The sequence below is a fragment of the Streptomyces sp. NPDC107559 genome, from assembly GCF_055657365.1.
Genome location: NZ_JBVKBD010000002.1, coordinates 493,573 through 509,631 on the forward strand (window position 1 = coordinate 493,573; position 16,059 = coordinate 509,631).

General features: G+C 73.3%; 14 protein-coding genes and 1 pseudogene. 4 read left to right on the forward strand and 11 right to left on the reverse strand.

The genetic code is table 11. From position 1 onward, the window contains the following. Positions 1-78: 78 nt before the first annotated feature. Positions 79-735: a histidine phosphatase family protein gene (locus tag ACZ7OY_RS08740; RefSeq protein ID WP_471910731.1), complete on the reverse strand. Its 657-nt coding sequence runs from the start codon at positions 733-735 to the stop codon at positions 79-81. 68 nt (positions 736-803) lie between these two features. Here ACZ7OY_RS08740 and ACZ7OY_RS08745 point away from each other — a divergent pair. The 3 genes and pseudogenes from ACZ7OY_RS08745 to ACZ7OY_RS08755 form a co-directional block, all read left to right on the forward strand. After that, positions 804-1,382 (forward strand): annotated as a pseudogene (locus ACZ7OY_RS08745) (phosphatase PAP2 family protein); the annotation flags it as partial. Between the two features lie 149 nt (positions 1,383-1,531). Then, positions 1,532-2,353: a class I SAM-dependent methyltransferase gene (locus tag ACZ7OY_RS08750; protein WP_471910732.1), complete on the forward strand. Its 822-nt coding sequence runs from the start codon at positions 1,532-1,534 to the stop codon at positions 2,351-2,353. Positions 2,354-2,395: 42 nt separating this feature from the next. After that, positions 2,396-2,566 (forward strand): hydrophobic protein, encoded by a 171-nt coding sequence (locus ACZ7OY_RS08755; protein WP_152894404.1) that lies wholly within the window; start codon positions 2,396-2,398, stop codon positions 2,564-2,566. 181 nt (positions 2,567-2,747) lie between these two features. Here ACZ7OY_RS08755 and ACZ7OY_RS08760 read toward each other — a convergent pair whose 3' ends face one another. Together ACZ7OY_RS08760 and ACZ7OY_RS08765 are read right to left on the reverse strand one after the other, a co-directional pair. Next, positions 2,748-3,509, reverse strand: a complete 762-nt coding sequence (locus ACZ7OY_RS08760; protein WP_471910733.1) for a GvpL/GvpF family gas vesicle protein — start codon at positions 3,507-3,509, stop codon at positions 2,748-2,750. Positions 3,510-3,700: 191 nt separating this feature from the next. Continuing rightward, positions 3,701-5,662, reverse strand: a complete 1,962-nt coding sequence (locus ACZ7OY_RS08765) for a DUF5107 domain-containing protein (RefSeq protein ID WP_471910734.1) — start codon at positions 5,660-5,662, stop codon at positions 3,701-3,703. 154 nt (positions 5,663-5,816) lie between these two features. Between ACZ7OY_RS08765 and ACZ7OY_RS08770 the strand changes: the two genes are divergently transcribed. Continuing rightward, positions 5,817-6,164, forward strand: coding sequence for a DUF6204 family protein (locus tag ACZ7OY_RS08770; RefSeq protein WP_351614523.1), 348 nt, complete (start codon positions 5,817-5,819; stop codon positions 6,162-6,164). On the opposite strand, the gene ACZ7OY_RS08775 is transcribed toward ACZ7OY_RS08770, so the two are convergent. The 8 genes from ACZ7OY_RS08775 to ACZ7OY_RS08810 form a co-directional block, all read right to left on the reverse strand. After that, positions 6,136-6,690 (reverse strand): GNAT family N-acetyltransferase, encoded by a 555-nt coding sequence (locus tag ACZ7OY_RS08775; RefSeq protein ID WP_471910735.1) that lies wholly within the window; start codon positions 6,688-6,690, stop codon positions 6,136-6,138. The two genes, ACZ7OY_RS08770 and ACZ7OY_RS08775, sit on opposite strands and share 29 nt — an antisense overlap. Positions 6,691-6,800: 110 nt before the next feature. After that, positions 6,801-7,724 (reverse strand): S66 peptidase family protein, encoded by a 924-nt coding sequence (locus ACZ7OY_RS08780; RefSeq protein WP_471910736.1) that lies wholly within the window; start codon positions 7,722-7,724, stop codon positions 6,801-6,803. Further along, positions 7,721-9,685, reverse strand: a complete 1,965-nt coding sequence (locus tag ACZ7OY_RS08785) for a S9 family peptidase (protein WP_471910737.1) — start codon at positions 9,683-9,685, stop codon at positions 7,721-7,723. The genes ACZ7OY_RS08780 and ACZ7OY_RS08785 overlap by 4 nt, the downstream gene beginning before the upstream one ends. A gap of 4 nt (positions 9,686-9,689) precedes the next feature. Beyond that, positions 9,690-10,994: a M20/M25/M40 family metallo-hydrolase gene (locus tag ACZ7OY_RS08790; protein WP_471910738.1), complete on the reverse strand. Its 1,305-nt coding sequence runs from the start codon at positions 10,992-10,994 to the stop codon at positions 9,690-9,692. Then, positions 10,987-11,820, reverse strand: coding sequence for a M55 family metallopeptidase (locus ACZ7OY_RS08795; protein WP_471910739.1), 834 nt, complete (start codon positions 11,818-11,820; stop codon positions 10,987-10,989). Before ACZ7OY_RS08795 ends, ACZ7OY_RS08790 begins: the two co-directional genes overlap by 8 nt. 158 nt (positions 11,821-11,978) lie before the next feature. After that, complete coding sequence (locus tag ACZ7OY_RS08800; RefSeq protein ID WP_351614536.1) at positions 11,979-12,326, reverse strand: DoxX family protein; 348 nt, start codon at positions 12,324-12,326, stop codon at positions 11,979-11,981. Positions 12,327-12,479: 153 nt separating this feature from the next. After that, a complete protein-coding gene (locus ACZ7OY_RS08805; RefSeq protein WP_471910740.1) occupies positions 12,480-13,205 on the reverse strand; it encodes a class I SAM-dependent methyltransferase in 726 nt (241 codons plus the stop codon). A 213-nt stretch (positions 13,206-13,418) separates the two neighbouring features. Next, positions 13,419-15,866 carry an ATP-binding SpoIIE family protein phosphatase gene (locus tag ACZ7OY_RS08810; RefSeq protein WP_471910741.1) on the reverse strand — a complete coding sequence of 816 codons (2,448 nt, stop codon included), beginning with the start codon at positions 15,864-15,866 and terminating at the stop codon, positions 13,419-13,421. Between the last annotated feature and the right edge of the window lie 193 nt (positions 15,867-16,059).

The window sequence follows — 16,059 nt, forward strand, 5'->3', positions numbered from 1 at the left end:
GAGAGGCATTCTGCGGTCTCCCGCCCGACCGGCCAAATGCATATCCGAATGCCGGTCCGGTCCCGCGGGCGGGAGCGCTCAGCCCGTCTCCTCCAGCGCCCGGCCCGTCGGGCCGCTCTCGCCCGCCGGGGCGACGGTCGCACCGGCCCAGGTGAGGGCCTTCCAGCCGTCCGCCGGGCTGCCCTCCAGGATCACCACGCCGGTGTTCGCCAGGCGATGGGCGGTGGCGAAGGGCACATCGACGTTGTCCGCGCGGGCGGCCGTCCACAGGCGGATCGCCGCGCCGTGGCTGACCAGGGCGACCGTTCCGGCCTCGCGGTCCGCCGCCTCCGCGACCACGGCGTCGTAGCGGGCGAGGACCTCGGCGCCGCTCTCGCCGCCCGGCATCCGCAGCCCGGTGTCGCCTGCCGCCCAGGCGAACACGGTCCGCATGTAGCGCAGGCCCTGTTCCGATTCGCCGGGCAGCAGCTCCAGATCGCCCGCGGAGATCTCCCTGATGCCGTCGCGCACGGTCACCCGAAGGCCGCGGGCGGCGGCCAGCGGGGCGGCGGTGAGCTGCGTGCGGAGCATGGTGGAGGCGTAGACGGCCTCGATGTCCTCGTCGGCGAGGGCCGCGGGCAGCCGCGCGGCCTGCTGCTCGCCGAGTGCGGTCAGACCCGGCCCGGGGACCGTGGTGTCCAGCAGGAAGTCGACGTTGGCAGGGGTCTCGGCGTGGCGGACGAGGAGCAGACGCATGCGGTGGCCCTTCGACGGCGGGTTCGGTCCGGCGCAGGAAACGGCCACTTCAGGGTACTCATCCCTGCATGAGCCCAGATGTCGACCTCACCGTCCTGCGGCCGGGGCACCACGCCCTGCGCGATCGGCTGCTCGCCCTCGACGGGCGCCTGTTCGAGTTCGCCGCCGAGCGCCACTGGCCCGGCGCCGAGCCCGTGCTGCCGCGGCTGAGCCGGAGCGCCAACCACGGTGTTCTGTGGTTCGCCACGGCCGCCGTCATGGCGGCGAGCCGTACGCCGCGGGGGCGCCGGGCGGCCGCTCTGGGGCTCGCCTCCCTAGGCCTGGCCTCGCTGACGATCAACACCCTGGGCAAGCGGTCGGTGCGCCGGCCGCGACCGGTGCTGGACCCCGTACCGCAGGTCCGGCAGCTGAAACGGCAGCCGATCACCACGTCGTTCCCGTCGGGGCACGCCGCCTCGGCGGCGGCGTTCGCGACCGGGGTCGCCCTGGAGTCGCCGCGGTGGGGGGCGGTGGTGGCACCGGTGGCGTTCTCGGTGGCCATGTCCCGGGTGTACACCGGCGTGCACTTCCCGAGCGATGTGCTGGTGGGCGCGACGCTGGGCGCGGGGGCGGCCTTCGCCGTACGGGCCCTGGCGCCGAAACGCGCCTGAACTCATTGCTCCTGACGATCCGTCAGTCCACATGTCAAAACGCCGTTCTCACCATTCGGATCATGCGCGTACGGTGACAGACATCGCCCGCCGGGCCGTGAACCCCGGTGGGCGGATACGCGGATCCGACGAAGAAGGGCACAGCCATGCCGGAAGCACGGGAGACCGCCGTCTACACGCACGGGCACCACGAGTCCGTACTGCGCTCGCACACCTGGCGCACCGCCGCCAACTCGGCCGCGTACCTGCTCGGCTCGCTGAAGCCCCATATGAAGATCCTGGACATCGGCTGCGGGCCCGGGACCATCACCGCCGACCTGGCGGAACTGGTCCCGGACGGGCACGTCACCGGGGTCGACCACGCTCCGGAGATCCTGGAGCAGGCGCGGGCCACGGCCGCCGGGCGGGGCCTGGCCAACACCGACTTCGCCGTGGCCGACGTGCACGCCCTGGACTACCCGGACGACACGTTCTGCTTGGTCCACGCCCACCAGGTGCTCCAGCACGTCGGCGATCCGGTGCAGGCGCTGCGCGAGATGCGGCGGGTGACGAAGCCGGGCGGGTTCATCGCGGTCCGCGACTCGGACTACTCGGCGATGACCTGGTACCCGCGGTCCGCCGGGATGGACGACTGGCAGGACCTCTACCTGCGGGTGGCCCGCGCCAACGGCGGGGAGCCGGACGCCGGGCGGCGGCTGAGGTCATGGGCGCTGGCGGCGGGGATCACGCAGATCACGGCCACGTCCAGCACCTGGACGTTCGCCACGCCCGAGGAGCGTGCGTGGTGGAGCGGTCTGTGGGCGGACCGGACCGTCGCCTCGGCGTACGCGCAGCGGGCCACCGAGGGCGGGCACGCGTCCGCCGGGCAGCTGCGGGCCGTCTCGGACGCCTGGCGGGAGTGGGGGGAGCAGGCGGACGGCTGGTTCAGCGTGCTGCACGGAGAAATTCTCTGCCGCAAGGATGCCTGAATCCCGATTTCCGGGAAACACGGCGAGAAGGAGGTTCACATTATGGTTCCCATTCTTCTCGTCCTGCTGCTGGTACTTCTTCTCTTCGGCGCCGGATTCGCGGTGAAGCTGCTCTGGTGGGTCGCCGTGGCGGTGCTCGTGGTCTGGCTTCTCGGATTCCTGTTCCGCGGCACGAGCGCGGCCGGAGGCCGGGGCCGGTGGTACAGGTGGTGAATGCCTCGCCGGCGGCGAGGAGCCCGCGAAACGGAATCGGAGATGCCGGAGAATTCCGCTCTCGCATCCGGTGACACGGGCGAGACGGTGGACCGAACGGCCCGGGGCCCTGCACAGGGCCCCGGGCCGCGGTCCGGATCCACGAGACCCGCGGGCCTACGAGACCTGCGGCTCTACGGTTCTACGAGGCCCATGTCCGCTTCGCCCGCTGCGCCCCAGCGAACTCCGCCGTCCCGGCGGACTCCGGGTTCTCCGTCTTCTCCTCGTTCTCCCCGGTGAAGGAATAGGCCGCCCAGGGACCGGTCAGTTCGACCTGGAGTCCGGGGGCGTCGGCCTTCAGCCGGTCCACCAGTTCCACGAATTGCTCGGAATCCGTCCGCGACACCAGATAGGACGCATTCAGTACGGTGTGGCCGGCGCGCCCCGCCGCACCGAAGAACATGGAGTCCTCCGGTTCGTGGAAACACGACTCTTCGGCGTATCGGGAAAGCAGGCCGTGCAGCCGGGTCACAAATGTCTCGGCTTCCTCGGACAGGGCGGTCGGCTGCTTCTCGCTGTACACGTTGACGCTCCACTCGACCCGTCCTTCCAGCCGGTCGAGGGCGCGCGTGAACTCGGCGCCGTGCGTCTCCAGCATCAGCCGCAGGGCGCTGTCGTCCGGGCAGACGGTCGCCGCGCGCAGCGGCAGCGGTGTGGTGACGGCGGTGAGCGCGTCGACCACACCCCGATGGGCGCGCGCGACGGCGGCCCGCCACTGCGGGTCCGCCCAATGCGCGTGCAGTGGCTCCTCTGCGAAGTCCCGCTCGGGCACCGTGGAGACGACGGCGACCAGACCGTGATGGCCGAGCAGGCCGACGGGCGCGCCCGCCACCCCGGTGAGCTGGGCCTGAAGGGCCGCGCGAAAGGGACGGCAGACGGCGTACACGTACCGCGGTCCGGCCATGGTGCCTCCTTCTGGGCTCGGTCCGCCTCCCGCGGGCCCGACCGTCCGCACGGTCCGGCCCGACGAAGAGGCTCGACGACCTCATACCCGTGTGGCCGTGTGCGCCACGCCCAAACCCTCGCGCGGCCGACGCGAGCCCCCACCGGTCACGGGAGCGACGACCGCTCGGGGTGCGGACGGCCGACGACCGCTCAGGGTGCGGACGGCCGCATCCGGAAGTCGTAGCGCGCCGGGAGCGGCGCGTCACTCACCCTGGCCCACAGCCGGCCCAGTGTCTCGTCGCCCTCCCGCAGGTCGGCGACCTCGAATCCCGCGTCGAAGACCGCCCGCGCCTCCTCGCGGCGTCCCTCCGCGCACAGGATCTCGGCCTCCAGCAGCCGGAATCTGCCGCGCGCGCGGGTCTCGGGGCGCAGTCGCTCCCACACGGCCCGCGCCCCGGCCGGCCGCCGGGCGGCGAGCAGTGCGCCGACCGCCTCCCGGCCGAGCGCGGCCATGGCCGCCGTCCAGGACTCGCCGCTGTCGCGCCGCTCCCGGCACAGGTCGTCGAAAGCCTCCGTGTACCGGTCGGCGGCCCGTTCGTGGTTGCCGCTCTCCTGGTCCGCGACGGCGAGGCAGCGCAGCGACGGCCAGAGCGAGGGCGCGAGTTCCAGGGCCCGCTCCCAGCTGCGCACCGCCTGTGCCCGGTCGCCGGCGTGCCACTGGGCGACGCCCAGGTGGTACTCGGTGAGCGGGGTCGCGGGCGCGGTCTCCAGCATGTCCCGCCAGTGCGGGGCGACGAGGGTCGCACCCGGCGGCCGTACCCGGCGCGGCTCGGGGAAGGAGCCGGTGCGCAGCAGCTCCCGCCAGGATGCCTGCTCCTCGCCGAGGGTGTGCTCGTCGAAGGGGGTGCCGGGCAGCTTCCGGTCGGTGCGCAGCACCTCGAGCGCGCCCCAGCCGGATCCGGTGGCGAGGATCTCCTCGGGCTCGGTGTCGGCGTGCGCCTTCCAGGTCGCGTGGGCGGCTTCGACGGCGGCTCGCGGAAGGACCGCTTCGAGCCGTTGCTCCGCCCCGTCCAGCACCGCGTCCCACTCGCCCTCGGGCGGTGCGCTCAGCGGTCCGTACGCCTCCAGCCAGGACACCTCGCTCTCCGCCGCCAGGCTCACGTGCTCCAGCTGGGTGCGGGCCAGTCCGGCCTGTATCTCGCAGTAGCCCTCCGTGCCGGGCTCGGTGAGCCACTCCTGCCAGCGCCGTCCGCCGGGCCCCGTGCCCCACACGAACAGCTTGCGGCCGCGCAGCTCGTCCGTGGACGTCTGCACCAGTCCGTGCCCCTCGCCGTCGAGCGCGGCGATCCAGCGCCGCCGCCCGTCGGGGACGTCGTAGAAGTAGTCGGCGGCGAAGGTGCTGTGCAGCGGGTACGTGCGGTCGGTCCCGTCGTACGCGGGGACCGGCACCCGGCGCAGCCGGCGCTCGTAGCCGAAGTGCCAGGCCGCGGCCGCGGGGGCGAGGACCCGGCGTTCCTCGGGCACGGCGATGTTGGACCACCAGTAGGTGGGCACGGGGTGCTCGTGGGGGTTGCGGACGCGGACGCCGACATGGAGGAAGTCGGAGCCCTCCGGCAGCCACAGGTCGATCTGGAACGGCAGGTCGCGCAGCCGTTCCCACTCCCACAGCCGGAGCATCTCCCCGCCGTCCGGGGCGGGGACGCGGGCGGCGTGCAGGGGTGAGCAGGAGAGGGTGGTGTGGCCGGTGGCGCCGATGTTCCACTCGATGCCGCCGGAGTACCAGGCACCGTTGAGAGCGAAGTTGGCGGGCTGCAACACCGGGTTGCGGTAGAGGAGTTCGCGGCCGGTGGGCTTGTGCAGCAGCGAGGCGATCCGGCCGCCGAGGGCGGGCAGCACCGTGGCGCGCAGCCGGTCGTTCTCGAGGATCAGGGCGTCGGTCCGCAGCGGTTCGCGGGCCCGTCCGTAGCCGTCGCGCACGGGCACGGGCAGCAGGCTGTGCAGCGGCGCGTGGCCGATCTGCCGGGCCATGTCGGCCGGAAGATTCTCCCGGTCCCGCTCGTCGATGCGATGCATCTCGTCGAGCGGGCGCAGCGGGGGCAGCGGGTTGTCGGGGCCCGGCAGCGCGGCGGGCAGTGTCACTACGTCGCGTCGGATCGTCGTCACGATCACCATGGAACCCGGCAACCGTGGCGCTGACCAGGGGAGCTGCCGGTCAGGATTGCGCAAAGGCGGGGTCGGCGCCTGGCCGGGGATATTCCGCGTGCGGTCCGTCGTCGCCGACATAGAGTCGGGTACGAGGAGACCGGACAAGGAGACGGAACAGCACATGAGCGAGCAGCACACCTACCGGGTGATCGTCCGGGGCACCTGGGACGGTCTCACCGACGAGGCGCGTGCCCGGCTGCTCGCCGAGGCCGGCGAGCACGGAATGACCAGCATGCGGTTCTGCGAGGAGGGCTCGCTGTCGTACGAGCCGTCGCCGCTGAAGCACTTCTCGATGCGCTACGTCGTGGTGTCGGACGCGGCGGACGGCGAGGAGATGGCGGGCGCGATCGCCGAGGACCGCGCGGAGCGCACGCTGCGGGAGGCGGGCTACGGCTTCGGCGCGCTGAAGTCGACGGTGACGGACCTCGACACGATGAAGGTCAACCGGAAGCCCTCATCTCGGCGGTGATCGCCCAGCGTTCGTGGTCCCGCCAGGCGCCGTCGATGAAGAGCATCCTCGGCGAGAAGCCCTCCAGCCGGAAGCCGCAGCTGCGGGCGAGGGCGATCGAGGCGGTGTTGGCGGGCTGCGCGTTGATCTCCAGCCGGTGCAGCCGCATCGGCCCGAAGGCGTGTCCGAGCACGAGGTCCAGTCCCTCGCGCATCAGTCCGCGCCCGGCGGCGTGCGCGAAGGCGCCGTAGCCGAGGGCACCGCTGAGGAAGGCGCCCTCGACGATGTTGTTGATGTTGACGAACCCGGCGATGGCCCCGCCGTCGTCCTTGTCGCAGACCAGGAACCCGGCCTTGGTCCGGTCCGCGATCAGCCGGCCCGCGTAGGCGGTGTACCCGTCGGCGGTGTCCGGCGGGAACAGCCACGGATGGTGCAGGTCCTTGCTCTCCCGGGCCCGGGCGGTGAACTCGGCGCCGTCCTCGTGACGGAAGTGGCGTATGCCCACGCGAGGGCCCTCGGCGAGGTAGCGGGATGCGTTGTGCGGCATCCCGTCACTCTACGACGCCCGCACCACACCCCGCCGGAGGCGTCCGGCCCCGGGTCCGGCCGCCCGGATCGCCCCCGCTGCGTGGGGGCGATCACCCCGGGTCCGCCCGCTCAGCGCAGGGCCGGCTCGTCGAAGGTCAACGTTCCGGCGTCCGCGTCGAGTTCACCGCTCATGCCGAAGGGGACCGTCAACGCCCCCTCGCCGTGCCCGAAGCCGAGTTCCTCGACGACGGGGACTCCCAGGCCGCCGAGGCGGTCGGCGAGGACGGCGTGCACCGCGTCGTAGGGGCCGCAGCCGGCCCAGGAGCCCAGCGCGACGCCGGTGACGCCGTCGAGCCAGCCGGTGCGCAGGAGTTGGGTCAGCATCCGGTCGATGCGGTACGGCTGCTCGCCGACGTCCTCCAGCATCAGCAGCCCGCCCCGGGCGTCCGGGCGGGCGTGCGGCGTGCCCAGGTCGGAGACGAGCATGCTCAGACAGCCGCCGAGCGTGACACCGCGCGCCCGGCCGGGGGCGAGCGCGCCGCCGCCGGAGGTGAGGGTGCGGACCTTCTCGGGCGCGAACAGCGTGTCCCGCAGGTGTTCCTGCGCCCGTGCGTGCTTGATGAAGTCCACGCCCGCGGCGGCGGGTCCGTGCAGGGTGACCAGGCCCAGCCGGGTGGCGAAGGCCTGGTGCAGCACCGTGATGTCGCTGAAGCCGACGAACACCTTCGGGCCCGCCGCCCGCATCGCCGACCAGTCGAGCAGGTCGACCATCCGCTGGGCCCCGTAGCCGCCGCGCGCGCACAGCACGGCGTCGACGGCCGGGTCGCACCAGGCGGCCTGGAGGTCGGCGGCACGGTCCGCGTCCGTACCCGCGAGGTGGCCCAACGCGCCGTGCCGGTCCAGCACATGGGGTGCGGCCACCGGATCGAGGCCGAAGCCGCGCAGCACGTCGAGCCCGGCCTGGAGCCGTTCCTCGGCGACGGGTCCGCTGGGTGCCACGACGGCCACCCGGGCGCCGGGGGCGAGCCGGGCCGGGCGAAGGAGTTGCTTCATCCGGCCAGCTCCAGGGTCGGGGCGTCCGGCGGATTCAAGCCGAACACCTTTGAGTAGAGGGCGAGTTCGGCCTCCAGGGCGCGCACCATGGTCTCGGCCCGCCGGAATCCGTGCCCCTCCCCCTCGAAGGCGAGGTAGGCGTGCGGCACTCCCCGGCCGCGCATCCGCTCCAGGAAGCGTTCGCACTGCGCGGGCGGGCAGATCACGTCGTCCAGCCCCTGGAGCAGCAGGAAGGGTGCGGTGATCCGGTCGGCGTGCTCGGCCGGGGAGCGCTGCGCGTACCTGGCGGGCACCTCGGCGAGCGGTCCGACCAGGGTCTCCAGGTAGTGCGACTCGAAGTCGTGGGTCTCCCCCGTGGCCCAGCCGGCCAGGTCGAGGATGGGATAGCTGATGGTGCCGCAGGCGTAGACGTCGGTGGCGGCGAGGGAGGCCGCGGTGGTCCAGCCGCCGGCGCTGCCGCCGCGGACGGCGAGCCGCTCGCGGTCGGCGGTGCCCTCCTCGGCGAGGGCGAGGGCGACGGCCGCGCAGTCCTCGACGTCGACGACGCCCCACTGCTCGCGCAGCCGGTTGCGGTACTCGCGGCCGTACCCGGTCGAGCCGCCGTAGTTGACCTCGGCGACCCCGATGCCGCGCGAGGTGAAGTAGGCGATCTCCAGGTCCAGCACCAGCGGCGCGTGTCCGGTGGGGCCGCCGTGCGCCCAGACCACGTACGGGGGCAGCTCGTCGGCCGGCGCGGTGTACCCGGGGTGGTGCGGCGGGTAGACGTGCGCGTGGATCTCGCGTCCCTCGGGGCCGGTGAAGACGCGGATCTGCGGCTCGGGGTAGTGGGCCGGGTCCGTCGCGTCCTGGTGCGCGGAGCCGATCACCCGGGCCCGGCCGGTCCGGGTGTCCAGTTCGACGACCTCGTAGGCGCTGCGCGGGCTGGCGCCGACGGCCACCACCCGCTCGCCGTGCACCGCGAGAGTGGGCGCGAACTCGGTCCAGGGACCGGCCGCGTCGACGACCTCGCCGGTCTCGGGGTCCAGTATGCCGAGGGTGGTCGCGCCACGGCCGTGCACCACGGCGACCAGGCCGTTGTCCAGCGGCGCGAACCAGCGGTGCCCGAGTTTCCACAGCGGCCCGCCGAACTCCTCCTCGCGGGGGCAGAGCGGCTCGCCCTCCCGGTAGAGGTTCCACCAGCCGCCGCGGTCGCTCGCGTACAGCAGCAGGCCGTCCGCCGACCAGTCGGCCTGCGCGATGGACTCCTCAGGACCGCCGGCCACCGTCCTGGCCTGCCGGAACGTCCCGTCGTCGGCCACCTCCGCGACGACCAGCTCGGTGCCGTCCCAGGGCATCCGCGGATGGTCCCAGGCGAGCCAGGCGGCCCGCCTGCCGTCCGGGGACAGCCGTGGCCCGGTGACGAACCGCTGCCGTGCGTCGGTCAGCTCCCGCACGGCGTCCCGGTCCTCGGCGGCCGAGCCGTCCAGCGGCACGGCCACCGGGACCCGGCGGACGTCCGTGGGCGCGTCGCCGGTGAACTCCTCCAGGACGCACCACACCTCACCGAGCTCCGGGCGCAGCTGCGGTTCCGCCCAGCGCAGTCCGTCGCCCACCGGGGAGACGGGGGTGAGCGGGCGCGGCTCGCCGCCGGGCTCGTACCGGTAGAGCCGCTGGTCGGAGAAGTTCACGAACACCACGAGCGGTACGCCGTCGCGCAGGATCCCGGCCCAGGGGTGCCCGCCGTACTCGATGACACGGCTGCGCACGTTCCAGGGCGCGGAGAGCACTGACTCCTCGGTGCCGTCGGCGCGCCGGCGCACCAGGGTGCGCCGGCCGCCCTCGGCGGGCCGGGGCTCGGTCCACCAGACCTCGTCGCCGACGAAGCCGAGGTACTCCGGATGCCCGTCGTGGGCGGCCGCGAGGGCCGCCCCGATGGGCGAGGGCCAGGAACCGTATGCCAGGGTCTGCACGTTCTCCCCCACTCGCCTAGACCGTCCGCAGGAACCGGTCGAGCACGCGGACGCCGAAGTGGAGCGCCTCCACCGGGACCCGCTCGTCGACACCGTGGAAGAGGGCCTGGTAGTCGAAGCCCTCCGGCAGCTTCAGCGGCGCGAACCCGTATCCGGTGATGCCGAGCCGCGAGAACTGCTTGGCGTCCGTGCCGCCGGACATGCAGTACGGCACCACATGGCCCTCGGGTGCGAACTCCTCGACCGCGGCGCGCATCCGCGCGAACGTCGGGGAGTCCACGGGCGCCTGGAGGGCGACCTCCCGGTGCTCGAACTCCCACTCCACGTCGGGCCCGGTCAGCCGGTCCAGGGTGCTGCGGAACTCGTCCTCGCCGCCGTGCAGGAAACGCCCGTCGACGTAGGCGACGGCCTCGCCCGGGATGACGTTGATCTTGTACCCGGCGTCCAGCATGGTCGGGTTGGCGCTGTTGCGTACGGTCGCCTCGACGAGCTTGGCGGCCGGGCCGAGCTTGCCGAGCAGCCCGTCCACGTCGGACAGGTCGGTGTCGACGCCGTACAGGGCGGCGAGTTCGGTCAGGGCCGCGCTCACCGTCGGGGTGAGCCGGAGCGGCCACTCGTGCTCGCCGATGCGGGTGATCGCGGCCGCCAGCCGGGTCACCGCGTTCTCCCGGTTGACCTTGGAGCCGTGCCCGGCCCGCCCGCGCGCGGTCAGCTTCAGCCAGCCTGTGCCCCGCTCACCGGCGGCGATGGGATAGATCTGGCGGCCGCCGCCGTCGTGGAAGGTGAACGCGCCCGACTCGCTGACGCCCTCCGTGCACCCCTCGAACAGCCCGGCGTGCCGGTCGGCGAGGAAGCCGGAGCCGTCCTCGGCGCTGGCCTCCTCGTCCGCGGTGAACGCCACGACGACGTCCCGGCGGGGCCGGACCCCGTTGCGCGCCCAGTCCCGGACCACGGCCAGGATCATCGCGTCCATGTTCTTCATGTCGACCGCGCCGCGGCCCCAGACGACCCCGTCGCGCACCTCGCCGGAGAACGGATGCACGCTCCAGTCCTCGGCCTGCGCGGGCACCACGTCGAGGTGACCGTGGACGAGCAGCGCGTCCGCCGACGGGTCGGTGCCCTCGATCCGGGCCACGACGTTCGTCCGCCCCGGGGTGCGCTCCAGCAGGACGGGTTCGAGTCCCGCGCCGGCCAGCTGCTCGGCGGCGTACTCGGCGGCGGGCCGCTCCTGGCAGTCCCCGCCGCCCCGGTTGGTGGTGTCGATCCGGATCAGGTCGGACGTGAACCGGACGACCTCGTCGAGTGCCTGCTGGTCAGCCATACTGTTCCTCCACCGCGGCCGAGACGATCGTGGTGACCGCCTTGAAGCTGCGGATTCCCTCGTACATGGTGTCGCTGGTGTAGGCGACCTTCCGCTCCCCGGTCCGCTCCACGCCCGGCACGACGGTGGCCGCCATCGCCAGGTGCTCCGCGTCGAACTCCAGGGCGATCGTGAAGGGTCCGGCGGAGACCGGTTCGTGGCGCACGGCGAGCGCGGCCGCCTCCTTGGCCGCCGCCCGGATGTCGGCGGCGGTCCTGGTGGGGGTACGGCACACGGCCGCGTACCGCGACACATGGTCCTTGACCGCGACCTTCAGTGCCCCGGGCGCGTACCCGAGAGCGTCCTCGCAGGCCACGTCGTCGCCGGTGACCAGGATGACCGGCACCCCGTACTCGGCGACGACATGCGCGTTGAGCAGGCCCTCGCTGGCCCGTACGTCGTTCAGCCACACCCCGGTGATGGAGTTCGCGAGGTAGGTGTGGGCCAGGACGCCCTCCGCGCCGGCGCCCGCGTGGTAGCCGACGAAGGCGATGCCGTCCACGTCGCCGTGCTGCACGCCCTCCACCATGGACAGCGACTTGTGCCGCCCGGTGAGCATCTCGGCGCGCTCGTCGAGCCGCTCCAGGAGCAGGTTGCGCATGCTCCAGTGGGCCTCGTTGACGAGCACCTCGTCGGCGCCGCCGTCGAAGAAGCCGAGCACGGCGGCGTTCACGTCCGAGGTGAACATGCCACGGCACCGCTCCCACTGCGGGGTCCCCGGCAGCACGTCGGCCGGCCAGGTGACGCCGGTGGCACCCTCCATGTCGGCGCTGATCAGGATCTTCATGGTGCGCCACGTTACGCGCCGACGGCAGAACGGGCCAGGATCCGTTCCCGCCGACGGCCCGGCCGCGCCCCGGCAGGCCCTCCGGCGACACCCGGCACGGGCGCTGCGGGAGGGCCGGGAGCAGGCCGGGGCGCACGGGTGCCCGGTCGCCCGGACGCTCAGGCCGTGAGGGCCAGGACGACGGACGCGGCCGCCGGAGCCGCGTACAGCAGGGGGAACGGCACGTGCGAGAACCAGCGGGCCCGGACCACGGTGACCACCGCCCCGGCGAAGTAGAGCACCAGACCGATCCCGGCCAGCACGCCGAGCGGCCGCACGAGCAGACCCGCCAGCAGACCGGCCGCGCCCGCGGCCTTGGCGAGACCCAGCGGGGTCCACCACGAGCGGGGCACCCCGTACTGCGTCAGCGGCTCGACCACCCAGGCCACGCGCAGCAGGAGAGAGGCGGCGGAGAAGCCCGCCATGGCGGCTCCCAGAACGGTGACGACGACATACGCGGGGGACATGGCAGGCTCCTCATCGGTGGCGCCCGGTACGGATCCGGGCGGCTTCCGCAACTTCCGTCACCGCCCTGACGCCACGCGGCCGGGGAGTGTGACAGGAGAAGACCGCACCGACGGGTGACGGGGGTCACATCTCGCGACGGCCCCACCCGGTGGTCACCTCGCGCCGCCCACCACCAGCCATTGCGACGGCAGCTCGACCCGGGTGCCGTCCGGCATGAACTCGGTCGTGAACAGCGGCAGTTCGCCGCTCGCGAGGACGGCGAGACCGGCCGCGGCCAGATGGTCGAGGACCGCGTCGTCCTTCACCTTCATGGGGGCGATGCCGTGCCGGAAGATCGGCGCGAGCTTCGGCGGCGGGCCCGACGGGCTCTGGGCCAGGCCGCCCAGCACGGCGCCGGCCGCCTCCACCGGCTCGACCAGGAACGCCCGGCCGCGCTCGCCGACGAGTGCGGCGATCCCGTCCACCAGGGGCTGTCTGACGTCGGGCTCGCACTGGTGCAGCACGCCGCGCATATAGATGTTGACGTCGCCGAGTTCGGCGTGGAGCGACTCCGTCGCGCTCTTGTCCGAGGCGTCGAGCAGCCGGTACGACGCCCGGCCCACGGGGTCCGCGCGGCGGGCGTGCTCCAGCGCCGCGGGGGCCAGGTCGGCGCCGACGACCTGCGGGAAACGGTCGGCGAGGAAACGGGTCTGGGTGCCGTTGCCGCAGCCGAGGTCCACCAGGGGCAGTGCGGGATCGGTCAGATACGGCTCGAAGAAGGCGAGTTGGGGTCCGACGGTGAGCGTGGGCTCGGCATCCCAGAACACGGCCCCCGGTTCGTCGGAGGCCTCGCGCCAGAACCCTTCCCAGGCCTCTCGGTACCGACTGGTCACGCTCATGCCCAACTCCCCAGGATCCGAAGCCGATCCGCCATAAGTGACGGGCCGGTACGGTCTATCGCTCCCGGAGCACGGCGACAAGTGCGGTGGCCGTTCCTTCACACCACGTTCGAGCCGCGTACGCCGACGCGCGCCGGACGCACCCGTTCGACGGCGGGGGAGGGCCGGTCCAACGGCGGGGCAGGGCCGGTCCAACGGCTGGGCAGGACCGGTTCAACGGTGGGGCACGGTCAGTTCGAACCAGACGGTCTTGCCCGCGCCCCTGCGGCTGGTGCCCCATTCTCGGGCCAGTGCGCTCACCACGCGCAGTCCGCGCCCGCGCTCGTCGTCCGGACCGGCGCTGAGCAGGCTCGGCAGGTCGTGGTCGTCGTCGTCCACCTCGCACAGCAGTGTCTCCCCGTACACCAGGCGCAGGACGACCGGCCGGCCGTGCGAGTGGCGTACGGCGTTGGTGACGAGTTCGCCGACCAGCAGCTCGGCGTTCGCGGCCTGCCGGGCCAGGCCCCAGTCGTGCAGCTGCTCACGGACCGCGGCACGGGCCCGGCGGACCTCGGCCGGGTCGAGGGCGAGCCGCCACTCGGCGACCCGGTCGGGGGCGATGCCGTTGAGCCGGGCCATCAGCAGGGCCACGTCGTCCTTGCGTCCGCCGCGGGTGTTCAGGGCGCGGATGATCGTGTCGCAGGCGTCGTCCATGGAGGCCGCGGGGTGGGCGGCGGACTCGCAGAGCGTGGCCAGCCCCACGCCGATGTCCTCGCCGCGCATCTCCACCAGCCCGTCGGTGCACATCACCAGCCGGTCACCGGGTTCCACGCGCACCCGCACCGACTCGAAGGGAACCCCGCCGACGCCGATCGGCGCGCCGGTGGGCAGGTCGAGCAGTTCGCTGCGCCCGTTCCCGGCGCGGACCAGGACCGGCGGGATGTGGCCCGCGTTGGCGAGGTGCAGTTCGCCCGCGACGGGGTCGTAGACGGCGTACAGACAGGTCGCGAGATAGCCGTCGCCGAGCCGCTGGGCGAGGTCGTCGAGGTTGCGCAGCAGCTGCGCGGGCGGCAGGTCGAGCGCGGCCATGGTCTGCACGGCGGTGCGCAACTGCCCCATCATCGCGGCCGAGTTCAGGCCGTGGCCCATGACGTCGCCGACGACCAGGGCGGTGCGGGCGCCGGGCAGCTTCACGGAGTCGAACCAGTCGCCGCCGATCCGCCCCAGCAGGGTGCCGGGCAGATAGCGGGTGGCGATGTCGCAGCCCGCCATGCGCGGCGGGATGTGCGGCAGCATGCTGTCCTGGAGGGTCTCGGCGACGCTCTCCTGGTAGGTGTACATGCGCGCGTTGTCGAGCACCAGGCCCGCGCGGGCGGCGAGTTCGGCGCCGGTGACCCGGTCCATGTCGTTGAACTCGACACGCTCGGGATGACGCAGCAGGATCATGAAGCCGAGCACCACGTCGCGGGCCTTCAGCGGGACCACCAGCATCGAACGGCCGGTGATCAGCGGCCGGATGTCGCGCTTCTCGAACTGCGCGGCGATCGCGTGCCCCATCTGCTCACTGATCCGCGGCACCAGCACCGGCTGCCCGCTGGTCATGCACTGGAAGAACGGGGTGTGCGCCGGGAACGGCATGGCCTCGCCGACCGGCACCACGTCGTCCCAGCGGCCGGGTTCGTCGGTGTGCTCCAGGGCCACCCGGTGCCACATGGTCGTCGTGTCGGGTACGCCGTCCGGGAACCCCTCACCGGCGACGACCTGTTCGCGCAGATAGGTGCCGGCGACGTCGGTGAAGCGGGGCACGACGGCCTTGCTGACCTCGGTGATGGTCCTCGCGAGGTCGAGGGAGGTGCCGATCCTGCCGCTGACCTCGGTGAGGAACTCCAGGCGTTCGCGGACGGCGGCGTACTCCAGGTCCTCGGCCTCGTCGGCGGAGTCCGCGGGCATGGGCAGGCCCTGCGCCACCGCGCGGGCGGCGCGCGCACGCCGTGCCTTGCGCTCGGCGCGCCGGGGCACGCCCCAGTCGGGGGTGACCGGCACCCGGTCGTTCTGGCTGAACTCCAGCACCGGATAGCCCAGTTCGAGGACCTGGGCGACGATCCGGGCGCCTTCGCCGACGCTCATGCTGGGCAGGATCTCGGGCAGCCGCCGGGCGAGCTCGTCGGCGCCGGGGAAGTCGGTGTGCAGGGCGAAGGCGGGGGCGATGCGCTCGAAGTCGGCACCGGCGTCGGGCCGGTCGGGGCGCAGTCCGTCCGCGTCGGCGGCCAGCACCAGCAGCCGCTCGGTGCCGGGGCCCACCAGCGGGTACGCCCACCACAGCACGTCGACGCGGTCGCGGTCGGGCGCGCCGAGGCGGGCGCGTCCGGCGGCCGGATAGGACAGTTGGCCGTCCAGCGAGGACTCCAGGTCGGGGCCGAGGCCGTCGTCCGCCGCGTACCCGTCGAACGGGGTGAGGGCGTCGTGCTCGTGGAGAGCGCCGGAGACCGGGAGCAGGTCGAGCGCGGGGCGCCCGATCGCCTCCTCCTTGGGCGCGCCGAACAACCGGCGTGCGCCCCTGCTCCAGTGCGAGACCAGACCCTCCCGGTCCACGACGACCACGGCCAGCGGGACGCGCCCGGCCGCGACGTGACCCGCGGGAGGTGCGCCCCTCTCGGTGCCACGGTCGGTGCCACGGTCCATGGTCCAGGCCCTCTCTCCCCACGGCTCCGCAAGATCTGTGCGGCCATCCTCCACCGTACGGGGGCGGCCGTCGGCGATGTGGGGCAATTCTGGAATTCGTTCCACCGCACCGCTCCGGCGCGCAGGTCCGCGCCCCTCCCCCGGCTCCGGCGCGCGGTTCGCCCCTTCTCCCACCGCTTTCGGTGGGGTCGGC